At 33.3% G+C, this 15,862-nt stretch carries 10 protein-coding genes; 8 read left to right on the top strand and 2 right to left on the bottom strand.

Annotation, left to right across the window (positions count from 1 at the left end; translation table 11 throughout):
- Positions 1-12: 12 nt before the first annotated feature.
- The gene (locus ACQ5J2_RS00135; RefSeq protein ID WP_432671671.1) at positions 13-1,602 is read right to left on the bottom strand and encodes a peptide chain release factor 3; all 1,590 of its coding nucleotides are present in this window, start codon (positions 1,600-1,602) and stop codon (positions 13-15) included.
- A 178-nt stretch (positions 1,603-1,780) separates the two neighbouring features.
- On the opposite strand from ACQ5J2_RS00135, the gene ACQ5J2_RS00130 reads away from it, so the two are divergent.
- Entirely contained in the window at positions 1,781-2,431 is a 651-nt protein-coding gene (locus ACQ5J2_RS00130) for a response regulator (RefSeq protein WP_432671670.1), read from the top strand.
- On the opposite strand, the gene ACQ5J2_RS00125 is transcribed toward ACQ5J2_RS00130, so the two are convergent.
- Complete coding sequence (locus ACQ5J2_RS00125) at positions 2,407-5,433, bottom strand: sensor histidine kinase (RefSeq protein WP_432671669.1); 3,027 nt, start codon at positions 5,431-5,433, stop codon at positions 2,407-2,409. The genes ACQ5J2_RS00130 and ACQ5J2_RS00125 overlap by 25 nt on opposite strands.
- A gap of 205 nt (positions 5,434-5,638) precedes the next feature.
- Between ACQ5J2_RS00125 and ACQ5J2_RS00120 the strand changes: the two genes are divergently transcribed.
- From ACQ5J2_RS00120 to ACQ5J2_RS00090, 7 genes are all read left to right on the top strand, one after another.
- Positions 5,639-6,571 carry a PorP/SprF family type IX secretion system membrane protein gene (locus ACQ5J2_RS00120; protein WP_432671668.1) on the top strand — a complete coding sequence of 311 codons (933 nt, stop codon included), beginning with the start codon at positions 5,639-5,641 and terminating at the stop codon, positions 6,569-6,571.
- Between the two features lie 11 nt (positions 6,572-6,582).
- Complete coding sequence (locus ACQ5J2_RS00115; RefSeq protein ID WP_432671667.1) at positions 6,583-8,484, top strand: OmpA family protein; 1,902 nt, start codon at positions 6,583-6,585, stop codon at positions 8,482-8,484.
- A gap of 193 nt (positions 8,485-8,677) precedes the next feature.
- The gene (locus tag ACQ5J2_RS00110) at positions 8,678-10,642 is read left to right on the top strand and encodes a peptidylprolyl isomerase (protein WP_432671666.1); all 1,965 of its coding nucleotides are present in this window, start codon (positions 8,678-8,680) and stop codon (positions 10,640-10,642) included.
- Positions 10,643-11,497 (top strand): hypothetical protein, encoded by an 855-nt coding sequence (locus ACQ5J2_RS00105; protein ID WP_432671665.1) that lies wholly within the window; start codon positions 10,643-10,645, stop codon positions 11,495-11,497. It abuts the gene before it with no gap.
- Positions 11,481-12,896: a peptidylprolyl isomerase gene (locus tag ACQ5J2_RS00100; RefSeq protein WP_432671664.1), complete on the top strand. Its 1,416-nt coding sequence runs from the start codon at positions 11,481-11,483 to the stop codon at positions 12,894-12,896. The genes ACQ5J2_RS00105 and ACQ5J2_RS00100 overlap by 17 nt, the downstream gene beginning before the upstream one ends.
- 42 nt (positions 12,897-12,938) lie before the next feature.
- Positions 12,939-13,892, top strand: a complete 954-nt coding sequence (locus tag ACQ5J2_RS00095) for an AAA family ATPase (protein WP_432671663.1) — start codon at positions 12,939-12,941, stop codon at positions 13,890-13,892.
- Positions 13,893-14,207: 315 nt separating this feature from the next.
- Positions 14,208-15,851: a hypothetical protein gene (locus ACQ5J2_RS00090; RefSeq protein WP_432671662.1), complete on the top strand. Its 1,644-nt coding sequence runs from the start codon at positions 14,208-14,210 to the stop codon at positions 15,849-15,851.
- Positions 15,852-15,862 lie beyond the last annotated feature (11 nt).

The raw sequence follows: 15,862 nt of genomic DNA, 5'->3' as shown, positions 1-15,862 counted from the left end.
GTTTAATTGTGGTTAAATTAATTCAGAAGTAAAATGCAATTTTACGGTCGGATATTTTGCAACCGTCATTTGGATTGTGAAATCGGAATCTGCAAGAAAAACCAACTGACCGTATTTGTCTTTGGCTAAAAACTTCTGTTTGATGCGTTTAAATTCTTTGAATTCATCGTTTTTAGGATCTTGGGGTTGAACCCAACAGGCTTTGTGCACTGGGAAATTTTCATAGTTACACTTCGCGCCATATTCGTGTTCCAAACGGTATTGGATGACCTCGTATTGCAAAGCTCCGACCGTACCAATTACTTTCCGGTTGTTCAGTTCTAAAGTAAATAATTGTGCTACACCTTCGTCCATCAGTTGGTCAATACCTTTATCTAATTGTTTCGCTTTCAGTGGATCTGCATTATTGATGTATCTAAAATGTTCCGGAGAAAAACTTGGAATTCCTTTGAAACTCATTATCTCTCCTTCGGTTAAGGTATCACCAATTTTAAAATTACCGGTATCATGAAGTCCAACGATATCGCCGGGATAGGAAATATCTACAATTTCTTTTTTTTCTGCAAAAAAGGCATTCGGACTGGAGAATTTAAAATTCTTTTTCTGACGCACGTGGTAATACGGTTTGTTTCGTTCAAAAGTTCCCGATACAATCTTCAAAAACGCGAGTCGGTCGCGGTGTTTCGGATCCATGTTGGCATGAATCTTAAAAATAAAACCAGACATTTTTTCTTCGTAGGGGTCAACAAGTCTGGTTTCTGATTCTTTAGGTCGGGGAGAAGGAGCGATTTCTACAAAACAATCTAACAATTCCCGTACACCAAAATTATTTAATGCAGAACCAAAAAATACCGGTTGCAAGTCCCCTTTTAAATATGCATCGTTATCAAAATCAGGGTATACTTCGCGAATAAGTTCTAATTCTTCTCGCAATTTATGGGCAGGTTTTTCGCCAATAATTTTCTCTAATTCAGGATTGTTCACCTCTGAAAAAGCAATGGTGTCTTCGATATTTTTACGACTGTCGCCACTAAATAGATTCAGATTTTTTTCCCAAATATTATAGATTCCCTGGAAATCGTAGCCCATCCCGATAGGGAAACTCATGGGAGTTACCGTTAAACCTAATTTTTGCTCCACTTCGTCCATTAAATCGAAGGCATCTTTACCTTCACGATCTAATTTATTGATAAAAACAATCATTGGAATATTTCGCATTCTACAAACAGAAACTAACTTTTCCGTTTGCTCTTCAACCCCTTTTGCTACGTCAATTACAACAATCACACTATCCACAGCGGTCAATGTTCGAAATGTATCTTCGGCAAAATCCTTGTGACCTGGAGTATCAAGAATGTTTATTTTTTTGTCCTTATAGTTAAAAGCCAATACTGATGTTGAAACTGAAATCCCTCTTTGGCGTTCAATTTCCATAAAATCAGAAGTAGCTCCTTTTTTAATTTTATTATTTTTTACAGCACCCGCTTCTTGAATCGCACCACCAAAAAGCAACAATTTTTCGGTTAATGTAGTCTTTCCCGCATCGGGATGTGAAATGATTCCGAAGGTACGGCGTCTGTCTATCTCTGTAGTAAAACTCATAGTTATTTTTCTTGGTTGCAAAAATAACGATTCTTATGGAATAAATGGCTTTTTGAAAAAATCTAGTTGGACTTTCGTTTTATCCAATCCGAGAGTGCTAAAAAATATAAAAATACTATAAATATTGATTTTTTTGCACTATTTTTGGATTGTTTAGAAATCTATATAGATAGCAGATATGACAAACTTACCTAAGAAGATTCTTTTAGCTGATGACCATAGTGTTGTCAGGCAAGGGATTTCGATGATATTGAAAGAATCGTACGAAGATTTGACTATTCTCCATGCCGCGGATTTTGATGAAGCACTACATATACTAGAGACAAATTTACTTTATTTAATTGTTTTAGATATTTCGATTCCTGAGGGAAAAGGGGTTCAAATGGTGGAATTAATTAAAGCCATCAGTCCTGAAATTAAAATTTTAGTATTTTCCGCGTACGAAGAAGAATTGTATGCAATGCGTTATTTGAAAGCAGGTGCCGATGGATATTTAAATAAATTGAGTTCCGAAAGTGAATTCAGAATTGCATTTAAAGCGATGATTGAAGATGGCACTTACATGAGTGAAGCCATCAAAAAGAAAATTATTAGTGCTTCTTTAAATAAAAAGTCGGATAATCCGCTGGATATTTTGTCCAATCGTGAAATAGAAATTGCACGTTTATTAGTTAAAGGTGAAGGTAATCTAGAAATTGCTAACCGACTTAACTTGCAGAACAGCACCGTAAGTACTTATAAAAACCGAATTTTCGAAAAACTATCCATCAATAACACCGTTGCTTTAGTATCCTTATTGCAAGCTTACGATGATTCTTTTTCGGTTTGATTGCTGAACTGAAGCGTAATTATAGTACCTTTTCCTTCTGTGCTTTGCAATTCAATTTTTCCATTCAAAATCAACATTAATTCAATTACTAAGTGAAAACCCAACTTTTTGTTGGACTTGTTTTTGTTTAAATCAAAATCGGAAATAACAGACTGGTAATAGTGTAAGGTTTCTAAATTCATCCCTTTTCCACCGTCTTTAATTGTTATAAAAACATTATCTTCTTCTTTTTTTGCTGAAAACTCAATAACGGTCATGTTTGTGTGTTTCAATGCATTGTCAAGTAGGTTGTGAATGATAATAGCAAACAACGATCGATTGGTATGCAATAAAAATTCCTTTGGTATTAGATTATTCAGATGCGTTTTCTCAGCATTGGCAATGTTTTTAAAGAATCTAATTTTGTGTTGGATTTCTTCACAAAGCAGAAAATGGTCGTTTTCGAGTTCCCCGTCTGCGGAATTTACTTTTGAATAGGAAAGTACGTTATCTAAGAAGTTATATATTTGAGAAGATGAAGTGTATATGGCTAATATATTTTCTTTCAAATCCGGACTATTAGGATCAAAGTCGTCATACATATATTTGCTTGCCATTGACATAAACTTCAGAGGACTTTTGATGTCATGCGAAATAATCTGAATTAATTTATTGTTTTTGTCCGCTTGTTTTTTCATGTTGTCTTTTGTAGTACGAAGCGTTCCAATGGTGTCTTGTAAATCTTTGGTTTTTTCTGCAATTTTTCGAATAAGTATTTTATTACGACGTCTTACATTATTAGAATATACTTTTATAGCAGTATAAATCAATAAAGCACCTAGTAGCACCATCAATAGAATGAACCATCTTGTTTCGTAAAACAGTGGAGCGATTTCAATTTTCACTTTCTTGTAGGTGTATTCTGAATCGAAACCTGATAATTTCCGTACGGTTAAGGTGTAGGATCCCGGAGAAAGTTTTGTAAAAGAATATTTATTTTCAACAGATAAGGGAGTCCATCCTAAACCAGTTGGTCCTTCCAGTTTGGCTTCGAAATTAGTATTGAACGGATTTCCAAAATAAGGACTGGAAAAACTAAACGTCACCCGTTGGTAATTATTGGGTAAGTTAAATGAATTTGAAACGCCAATTGCTTTGTCATCCACTTTGATTTCATCAATATAAATGGGATTGTTGGGTTCTAATGGTTTGATTTTTTTGGTGTCGAAGGTCACTACTCCATTCATACTGGGCAAGAAAAATTGTGTCCCTAATTTGGCACTAAAAGGCGAGCTTCCACCGTTAAATTCATTGGTAAAAAATCCAGACTCTTTATTGTAGTAGTGGTAATAAATACTTTTATCAGGATTTTTAATGTAGGAACGTAATGCTTCTTTTTTAACTTGAAAAAGTCCTTTGTTAGTGGTAATCCAGAAAAAACCGTTGGTATCTTCCATAATATAATGGGTGGTAGATAAATATCCATTTTTGTCTAATGGGAACTTATGTAGAACTCCATCTTTGTACACATAAAACCCACTTTCATAGGTGCAAATCCACACTTCATTTTGTCCCGTTTGTAAAACACTTCTTATGTCTAGATTTCCTGTTCCCTTAATGTGTTTTAGAATATTTAGACCGTAATCTAGTTCATATAGACCTTTAGAGCCTGCTAACCAAATTTTTCCATCAAGACTTTTTTGCATGTAATTCACGCGAAAATCGAGACTGCAATATGTTTTAAATGTTGGATTTTGATTTGGTTTGAAATAAACTAACCGACTTCTATTCTCAATTCCTTTTACTAAAACAACCCAAATTTTATCAGGATTTTCCTGGAAAATGGTTTGCGTTTTTTCACTAAAAGTATAGGTTTTGAACTTTTTGTATTCATCTGCTTTACTATAATAATAAAGATTATTATGGGATTTTAACCAAAGATTTTTATTTTGATCCAAATGCATAATCGTTTTATCCCTAGTGATAAAATTATAATTATGCACAATAGTATCTTTATTCATCACAAATCCAGAAGCGGATAGAATTGTTTTATCGCTAAATGATTCTATAGCATAGAATACAGAAGAATGTTTGTCATCAAAATAGGATATGGTTTTAAATTTTTGTTTTTTGTGAATTCCCAATCCGCTTGTGCTACTTCCCAAAAAAAGAGTTTGAATGTTTTCGTCGTAATAAACGGCAATAATGCTTTTTAATTTTATTTGCTCATTTTTGATTATTACCTCCAAGGTTAATTTTTCATTTTGAAATTTTATTCTACTTAACAAATTATCGGAAATGATAAAAACTTGGTTGGACGCTTTATTCCATATTAATTGAAAGTCTGTGGAAAAGACATTGTTAAGATAATTCCATTTTATTTTACCTTCAGTAAAAACAGCAAAGTGCTCTGCATTTTTTAGGTAGAATAGTTTTTCTCCAATGCTGAAAAAGTTCTTAGCTTCTGCATTTATAAATGGAGTTGATGCTAAAAGTTTGTTTTTTGAGGAATAATATTTGATTTCATTTTTTGTAATTATGTAATACTTCAACGATGGTAAAGAAACTTTGTACTCATATTCATCTAAGTCTACTGCAAAGGCTCCCACAGCGTTGTGAAATTTGCCGTCTGTATTTAAATATGTTTTCGAATTAGGAATTTTTGAGGAGTCCACCTTAATTGCCTCTCGGTTATGTATTAATACTAAATCTTGAGAAAAATCAGTAGCGACAAACAAACTATCAGAAATTGGATTCCCTTGAATAAAAAGCGTACGGTTGCTTTTTAAATTTAAATTTTGGCTGTTGTAAATCTTATAGTTTTTTCCGTCGTAACGCACTAAACCATTTTCAGTACTCAACCACAGATAGCCGTACTTATCTGGGACAATTGACTTGACACTATTTTGCGGTAATAAATCAGTGTCAGACGTCCAAATAATCTTGTCTGAACCTTGTGCAAAAGTAACTGTACTTAATAAAAAACTGAAAATCCAGGAGTAAGTGACTTTATTGAAATACATAAACAATTTTTACGGCTAATTTAAGATTCAAATATAAAGTATAAGTTTTGATTAACACAAAAATAGTATTGAAAATCAATGCCATTAGAGCGATAAATTAACAGTTTTTGTTCAATATGTGAAAACGCTGTCGCTTTAAAATTATTTTTGTAATTTTCAAGAATCAATTTTGAAGAACAATTCTATATCTGAAATAAAACGCAGAATGAAATCATTTCTAAATCGCTTTCTATTTTTGTATATTTTTCTTTTGGTTTCGCCTGTATTATTGGCACAACAAGATTCGGAATATACCCAATACATGTACAATACCGTGGCAGTAAATCCAGCATATGCGGGTTCGCGTGGCGTAACAAGTTTGTTTTTATTGCACCGAAATCAGTGGGTTGGAATTGACGGAGCTCCGGTTACTAATGTTTTTTCTGTAAATAAACCGGTTTCAAATACCAAATTAGGGTACGGAATTTCACTTGTCAACGACCGGATTGGAGTTTCAGACAACAATACATTTTCGGCTGACGTCTCGTATTACATTCCCACTTCAACTACTGCAAAACTGTCATTTGGCTTGAAAACTTCGCTAAATTGGCTAAGTGTTGATTACAGCCGCTTAACGATTCGTGATCCAAATGATGTGGTTTTGAGTGAACAAAATGAAATTGACAAACAGTTTTCACCTAACGTAGGCGTTGGAATTTATTGGCATTCGGACAAAAATTACCTTGGAATTTCAGTGCCAAATTTTTTGGAAACTAAAAGATACGATGATAATATTAGTTCTACGGCAAGAGATAAAATGCATATTTATTTGATTGCTGGAAAAGTGTTTGATTTAAATACAGACTGGCAATTTAAACCCGCATTGATGACGAAGCTCGTTCAAGGAGCTCCTTTGCAAATGGATTTTTCTGCCAATTTCCTTTTCAATCAAAAATTTACTGCTGGAATAGCTTACCGATTAAATGCGGCTGTAACGGGCTTAGTAGGTTTTCAGGTCAGTGATGCATGGCAAATTGGTTATGCTTATGATGCGGATACAACCCACTTATATAATTATAACTCTGGATCGCATGAAATTTTCCTGAGATTTGAATTGTTCAGCAAATACAATAAAATAATTTCACCTCGTTTTTTCTAAAATCTTATGTAATGAAAACACGCTTCCTTTTTTACGCTTTGTTCTTGATTGTGACGCTTCCGGTTTGGTCGCAAAAATTGGTGCAACAAGGTCATCAACAATTTCAGGATTTGGCGTATAGTGATGCCATTATTAGTTTAGAAAAAGCAGTTGAAAAAGGGTTCAGAACATCTCAAATTTATTCAGAACTAGCCGATTCTTATTATTTTAATGCAAATTACACCGCTTCCGAAAAATGGTATTCCCTTTTGTTTAAAACGAACAAAAAGATTTTGCCAATCCACTATTTTCGATTTTCGCAATCGCTGAAATCTATTGGAAACTATGAAGAGGCAAACGAAATTTTGAATTCAATTCAAGCATTATCTTCTGCTGAAAGTCAAGAGTCACTTAAACGAATTGCTAAAAATTCGGGTCGTTATCAAATAAGTTTATCGTCGTTTAATTCGGCTACTTCTGATTTTGGACCGAGTTATTTTGGAGACCAAATAGTTTTTGCCACAGCTCGGGACACAGGAAGTGTTTTTAAAAGAAAACATTCGTGGACGAATCAAAGTTTTACAGATTTGTTTGTGGTTTATCCTGATTCGGTAACTTCTGAACCCGTACAGTTTTCGGAAAGCATTAAATCAAAATTCAATGAATCGACTGCGATTTTTACTAAGGACGGTTTGACGATGTACTTTACGAGAAATAATTTTGAAAACAATAAACTAGGCACAAATGCTAATCAAACTACTTTGTTAAAAATCTATAAAGCCGTTAAAACGGAAACAGATTGGAACGTGATTGGTGCTTTACCTTTTTGTTCAGACAAGTATAATGTGGCCCATCCAGCTTTAAGTCCAGATGAAAAAACTTTGTATTTTGCCTCAGATATGTCCGGCGGTTATGGATCATCTGATTTATATCAAGTGCATATAAATACGGATGGAACGTTTGCATTGCCCACAAATTTAGGAAGCTCAATCAATACAAGTGCAAGAGAAACGTTTCCATTTGTGAGTCAAAATAACGAATTGTATTTTGCTTCTGACGGACATTATGGTTTGGGAGGTTTGGATGTTTTTGTTTCTAATTTTGACAAAAATGTTTTGTATTCAAAACCGAAGAACGTTGGCGAACCTGTAAATTCGCAAATGGATGATTTTGGGTTCATCATTAACGCTGAAAATAAAACTGGTTATTTTACTTCCAATAGATTGAACGGCATGGGAATGGATGATATTTATGCGTTTCAAGAATTAATTCCGTTGCCTTGCGAAACAGTTTTGACAGGAACTGTTGCTATGCAAATTTTAGAAAATACTGTTTCAGTAGTGGAGCTTTTATTACTTGACACCAATTTAACTTTGATTGAAAAATGTGTGCTTGATGAAAAAGGAACCTATAGTTTTATAATAGATTGTGCGAAAAAATATGTGATTCGAACGACTTCTGCCGATTTTCTTCCACAAGAATTTTATATTGAACCTACAAATTTCCCGTTAATTACGCTTCCTCAGTTCCAATTGAAAAAACAACCGCCTGTTTTTAAAATAGGTGATGATGTTGCTAAAAAATTGTCAATCGCTCCAATATATTTTGATTTAGGAAAATCAAACATCAGATTCGATGCAGCAGTTGAATTGGAGAAAATAAAAAAGGTTTTGATACAAAATCCCACTTTAAAAATTGACATTCGTTCGCATACTGATAGCCGCGATTCTTTTGAAAACAATCAAAGTTTATCAGAAAACCGGGCTACAGCTACCGTAAATTGGTTTGTGGAAAATGGAATTGAAGCCAATCGATTATCAGGAACCGGATTTGGCGAAAGCCAGTTGTTGAATAATTGCAGCGATGGAGTTCCGTGTTCAGAAACCGACCACCAATTGAATCGAAGAAGCGAATTTATCGTCACAGGAATTTAATTTATATGTCTCTTAAAGGTTTCAAAATTCCCTCCGTATAATTTTATGTTAATAGTATTCAACTAACTTGCATAATGTGTTTGAATTGTTAATTTTGTTCGTTGATTAAAATTAGAAAATTGATCAAGTTACATTTGCATTCCACGCATCCACTTCGATGCTTTACATAGTATTAACATAATAGGTTACACGAATGAAATTAAAACAGTTGTTTTTGGGTTTTTTGATTATGGCAACTTGCGTTTCTAAAGCTCAAGACACTCCGAAAAAGGTATTATTCACGATTGATGAAACACCTTATTACACAGATGAATTTAAGAGAGTTTATAATAAAAACATCGATTTGGTTAAGGACGAATCTCAAAAAGACCTCAATCAATACCTCAATTTATATGTAGGTTATAAATTAAAGATTAATAAAGCAAATCAGCTGGGTTTGCAAAATAATCCAAAATATGTAACAGAATTGGCTTCGTACAGAACACAACTTGCCAAAAATTATTTAACCGATGTTAAAGTGACGAATGAACTAGTTCGTGAAGCGTATGATCGTTCGTTAAAGGAAATTAACGGTTCGCATATTTTATTTTTGGTCGATGAAAACGCAAGTTCTGCGGATACATTAATAGGATATAATAAAGCTATTTCAGTTCGGAAAAAAATTCTGGCGGGTGAAGATTTTGGAGCTGCAGCTGTACAATATTCTGAAGATCCTTCCGCAAAAGACAATAAAGGTAATTTGGGTTATTTTTCAACATTTAGAATGGTTTATCCTTTTGAAAACGGAGCTTATAACACCCAAGTTGGTAAAATTTCAGAACCGGTAAGATCTCGTTTTGGATATCATTTAATTAAAGTAAATAGTGTTCGCGACAATCGCGGTGAAGTTTCGGTGTCTCACATTATGTTGATGAAGTCAGATGATATTTTACTGAATGAGAAGAATAAAAGTCGCATTCAGGAGTTGTATCAAAAATTGCAACAAGGAGAACGTTTTGAGGAATTGGCGAAACAATTCTCTGAAGACAAATCATCAGGACCTAATGGAGGTAAACTTGCAACGTTTAGTTCTGGACAATTGAGTTCAGAAGAATTTGAAAATGTAGCTTTTAATTTGACTAAAGAACAACCCCTTTCTGCCCCTTTTGAAAGTAATTTCGGATTTCATATTGTGAAATTAAATGACAAGTTTCCAGTTAAATCTTTTGAGGAAATGGAAGCCGATTTGCAGAATAGAATTAGTCGTGACGAACGTTCGCGCTTAATTCAGAATTCCGTTACGGAACGATTGCGAAAAACCTATACTGTAACTACCGATAAAAAAGTATATGCTGCAATTGAAAAATATTTCACTCCAGATTTTTATAAATCAGCTGAGACCACTAAAGATACTAAGCCGTCTTTCAATCAGAGCTTGCTGACCATCAATCGAATGAAGGTTTCTGGAAACGATTTTTTAACATTTATTGAAAAACGCAAGCAGAAAGCAGTTGAAATTAAACCTTTGTCACAAATGGTGGCTGTTTTATATCAAGATTTCATAGACGATCAATTGAATATTTATCACAACGATAACTTAGAAAATGAATTTCCAGAATTTGCGAATGTAATGAATGAGTATCGCGACGGATTATTGCTGTTTGATTTGATGGAAAAGGAAATTTGGGATAAATCTAAAACGGATACGATAGGATTGCATGCTTTTTATGACAAAAATGTGCAGAAATACAAATGGAACAAACGTTATGACCTACTTGTAGTTTCTTCAACTAAGAAAGAATACATTAAGAAAGCCGAAAAACTTTTGAAGAAAGGAAAAACGGCTGCTGAAATAAAACAAGCTTTGAATTCAGGTAAAGATTTGGAAGTAATAGAAAAAGAAGGTGTTTTTGAAGAAGGAAGTACGCTCTTACCAAAAAATTTGCAAGATAAAAAAGGAGTTACTTCTATTTCTCAAGATGGCGAATATTATTTCGTGAGTAAGATTAAAAATATTATTCCAGCTGGTCAAAAGACTTTTGAAGAATGCGAAGGAAAAGTGATTAACGATTACCAACAATATTTAGAGGAAAATTGGGTTTCTGATTTAAAGAAAGAATTTACAATTAAAGTAAATCAGGCGGTTTTTGAAGATGTAAAGGCTGAAATTAAATTATAAATGCAGAAAAGCTGTTTCCTTATATTCTTATTTGTTTCGCTTGCTTCTTGTACTTATTTCAAGAAAAATGCAAATCCAGAAGCGGTTGCACGAGTAGGTGAAAGTTATTTGTTTGCTCAGGAATTAGACAGTTTAGTTCCTGCAAATACGCCAAAAGACGACAGCATCATGATTATAAAAACCTATATTGATCGTTGGGCAACTCAAAAGATTTTGATGAAAGCGGCTGAACGAAATGTAGATGATGATAAAAAACTGGAATTTAATAACTTGATTAAGCAGTATAAAAATGATTTGTATACTAAAGCGTATATTGAAAAGATAGTTCAAACTACGGTCGATACGGTTGTCACAAATGATGAGCTCCAAAATTATTATAAGGAAAATAAACAAAACTTTAAAACAAATGGAACTTTACTGCAATTGCGTTACATCTATTTGCCTAAAGACCATCCGAAATTTGCGGCAATTAAAAGTAACTTTTTAAATTTCAAGAAATCGGATGCTAAGTTTTGGAAAACGTATCAAATGCAGTTTACAAATTCGGCATTAAATGATTCCGTTTGGGTTTCGCTAAATGAAGTTTATAAGCGAGTGCCGTTTATCACCCCTGAAAATAGAGACAAATATATTAACGAAGGAATGGCTTTTGAGAAGTCAGATACGTTAAATAAGGTTTATTTAGTAAAAATTAAAAAGGTTATTAATCGAAATCAAATTAGTCCATTTGAATATTTAAAACCAACTTTGCAACAAGTAATTTTGAATAGAAGAAAGTTAGAATTAATAAAAAAGTTTGAAAAAGAAATTACAGATGATGCAATCAAAAATAAAGAATATGAAGTTTATAAATAGTAAGAATTTAGTCCTATTGTTGTTGACGTTAGGGTCATTTGGCATGGTTAAAGCTCAGGAAGTTACAACTGATACGGTAAAAAAAGCGCCAGAGACTTCAAAGAATTTCAAAGGACGAATGAAGATTGACGGCATTATTGCTACCGTAGGTGACTATATCATTCTCGATTCGGATATCGACAAGAATTTAATTGAAATAGCGGCAAGTGGTAACGATGTTTCAAAAATAACACGCTGTCAAATGTTAGGGAAATTGATGGAGGAACGCCTTTATGCTCATCAAGCAAAACAAGACAGTATTGTGGTCAGTGATGCCGAAATCAATAGCACGATGGAAGAGAAAATTGACATCATGCTCGAACAAAGTCGGGGTTCAATGGACGATTTAGTGAAGTTTTACAAGAAAAACTCAGAAGATGAGTTTCGTCGTTATTTCTTTGATATTTTAAAGTTGAACAAGTTGACTTCTGCAATGACAAATTCAATTATTGACAAAGTAGAAATCACTCCAGAAGAAGTACGTAACTTTTTTGTAGATATTCCGAAAGAAGAATTGCCTGTTATTGGTGATGAAGTTGAAATTGCACAAATCGTGATTCAACCCAAGATAACGAAAGAGGAGAAGCAGAAAGTCATTGATAAATTAAATGAATTTAAAGTTGACATCGCTAACGGATCGAGTTTTTACAGTAAAGCCGTATTGTATTCTCAAGATCCTGGTTCAAAATCAAATGGTGGTTACATGAAGGTTAACCGAAAATCAGCTTTGGTAAAAGAATTTAAAGAGGTGGCTTTTAGTTTAGACGAAGGTCAAATTTCAGAACCATTTGAAACGGAATATGGTTTTCATATTATTTATATTGAAAAAATTAAAGGACAAGATGTAGAGTTACGTCACATTTTGATTGCTCCAAAAGTTTCTGAAGAAGCATTGAAAGTCGCAAAAGAAGAAATCACAATGATTCGTAAAAAGATTGTAGATGGAGAAATTACTTTTGCTGATGCGGCACGAAGTTCCTCTGACGAAAAAGAAACGAAAGCGAATGGTGGAACTTTGTTAAACCCAAAATCGTTGGACACTAAGTTTGATATGACTAAATTGGATGCCGTTTTATACGGTCAGGTTTCTAATTTGAAAACAGGAGAGATTTCGTTACCTTACGTAGAAGATGATAGAACTAAAGGTAAGTTATACAAGATAATGATGGTGACTAATAGAATTCCATCACATGCAGTGGATTATTCACAGGATTATTTGAAAATTAAAGAATTTGCTTTGCGTGACAAACAAATTAAGGAAGTTGCCAAATGGACTGATGAAAAAATTAAAGAAACGTACATCAAAATTAATAATGAATACCGTAATTGCGATTTTCTAAACAATTGGTTGAAGAAATAAGAAGAAGTTCAAGCCATACTATTTATTTTAAAAACACAATCTATGTCCGATATTACTGCTGTTGAAAATTTAGTTCAGAAGAGAATTGCCTTAAAAGCTGAAATTGCAAAAATAATTGTAGGTCAAGACGTTGTTGTTGACCAGATATTGTTAAGTATTTTTTCTGGAGGACACGCATTGTTGGTTGGAGTTCCCGGATTGGCAAAAACCTTAATGGTTAATACGTTAGCGGAAGCTTTAGGGTTGAATTTTAAACGAATTCAGTTTACACCCGATTTGATGCCTTCGGATATTTTAGGAAGCGAAATTTTAGATGAAAACCGAACCTTTAAATTTATAAAAGGGCCTATTTTCTCGAATATTATTTTAGCCGATGAAATCAATAGAACGCCTCCTAAAACGCAAGCGGCTTTGTTGGAAGCGATGCAGGAACGCTCGGTTACGATTGCAGGACATAATTATAAGTTAGATTTACCGTATTTTGTTTTGGCTACGCAAAATCCAATCGAGCAGGAGGGAACTTATCCTTTGCCGGAAGCCCAGTTGGACCGCTTTATGTTTTCAATCAATTTGGATTATCCTTCGTTTGCGGAAGAAGTTCAGGTTGTGAAAAGCACGACTTCTAATATCAAGCAAACGATAAATCCACTATTTACAGCTCAAGAAATAATTGATTTTCAGCAATTGATTCGTAGAATTCCTGTGGCTGATAATGTGATTGAATATGCCGTAACCTTGGTTTCAAAAACACGTCCTTCAAATGATTTAGCTACAGATTATATCAAAAATTATATCGATTGGGGAGCTGGACCTCGTGCTTCGCAAAATTTAATTTTGGCTGCCAAAGCAAATGCAGCTTTTAATGGGAAATTTTCTCCCGATATTGAAGATGTAAAAGCCGTGGCAATTGGAATTTTACGCCATCGAGTAGTTAAAAATTACAAAGCAGATGCGGAAGGAATTTCAATTGAACAAATTATTAAGCAGCTTTTTTAGCTTATACATTTTGAAATGAATAGAAAAGTCTGGAGTTTTAATCTTCGGACTTTTTTGTTAATTTTTGTTCAACTTTGAAAAAAAGTTAGGTATAAATCATAAATGTTAGAAATTTATTATTTCGCTTATGAAACCTTTATGTTCCAGTAAATAGTATCATTTTTTTAAATTTGATTTGTCACTTAGAAGAATTGCAATTTGAAAATATTTTAATTTTTTTTATCATAATATTATATTAAAATAATTGTTATATTCGTCTTGTCTCAAAGTTGTTTTAATTCATTTAATAAAGTGTATAATATTTAATAGGAGAATATGAAGCTACAAATAAAAAAAATTATTATATTGTTACTTTTAGGTACAGCTTTTGTAAACTGTTCAGTTGAAGAAGATTTCGTTAAAGTTAATAAAAACAGCGCGAGCCCCATTGTTAAGACTATTCAATATGAACAGGCAGGCGAAACTTTCAATCGACTTAAAACCGACTTGAAAATCGAGCGTTATTTAAAAACTAATCTGAAAGGAGATTTTCAAGCAAGAACAACGATGGATACTCTAGGGCTAACTATCATAACTGACATGATAAAACAAGTAACTTTGGGTGATTATACTTCCTATACCATGGAAATCTTAAATCAAAAAGACACTATTGTATTTTATAATTTAACCATCGAGTATAAAAATGGAGAATCAAGTATGTTCGTGACTAAATACATTCCTGATGAAGATTGGCTTATAAATAATCATGACTCTTATAGAGGAGGAGTTATTTCAAAAAAAGTGAATACTTTAACTCAATGTACTGAGCCAGAGGATGTGTTTGATGATGATTTAAATGGTGGTAATAACAACCATGATATAGGAATTGGCGTTGGTGGTGGCTCTTTTGTTCCTCAACCTAATTATCCTTCAAATTGTAATGGGATAATTATAGTTACGATGCAAATGATTCCATTTCAATGTGGTTGTGGACATTTGCCAAATCAAGGATGTAATGGTTGTAATGATAACACCCCTACTTATCCAGGATATAATCTAACGACTTACTATTATTGTCAAGAATACGGGGGTGGTTATACAGATAATCCTTCCAATGGTGGCGGTCCATCTAATCCTTTCGTACCAATTGACACTTCTATTGCAGCAATGATTAAACCAGAAGAGTGCAAAGAACGGATTGTTGGTGATTTAAACAAGGATTGTATGTTAAGTCCTTATGAAATGTGCATGCTTAACGATTATTCTACTGAAGTTTGTGATTGTGTTGAAGCAGGAGGGAATTTGGATGCTTGTATGGAAGATGAAATGTGTAAAGGATTGAATAAAATTTCAAACAGCCCAGATTTTGCAGATAGAATTGCTTTTTTAAAGACAAAGGCTGCGGGTTCTAAGGAACATGCGTGGGTTTATAAATATCTTTCGGCATCTTCTACCAATTTTGGACCACCTACAGTTGCGGGACATAATACTGCTAATCAAAATACTGTAAATTTAGGTGCTTTTAATGGAGCGGAGTGGTTAGGAGCATTTCATAATCATACTAATGGTGAAAAACCAACTATAAAAATGTTTTCTCCAGAAGATATTAGCTGGTTGTTCAGAAAAGCAAAATTAAGAGAGAAGTTTTGTATACAAAATATTAGACCTTTAGACGTGTCTGAAATTTTTTTAGGTCTAGTAAATGTTAATGAAGTCTACTGTTTAAAAGTAAAAGATTGGAATAAATTTTCAGCTTTCGCACCTAATTATATTATGTTTAAAGCAGAATTAGAAAGACTATATCAAGTTAAGGGTGCAAATGCTTCACAAATTGAATATCAAAAAGTTCTCCTTCATTCACTACTAGTATTTGATATGGGGGTTGGGTTATTTGATTTAGATGAAAACGGTATTTGGAAAGAAATTAATTTAGATTTATCAAATACGAACAATACTCCAATTAAAAAACCTTGTAATTAAAAATTATAATC

It is taken from the genome of Flavobacterium sp. SM2513 (genome assembly GCF_050908145.1).
Lineage (GTDB): Bacteria > Bacteroidota > Bacteroidia > Flavobacteriales > Flavobacteriaceae > Flavobacterium.
This window is presented reverse-complemented; position numbering and strand designations above follow the sequence as displayed.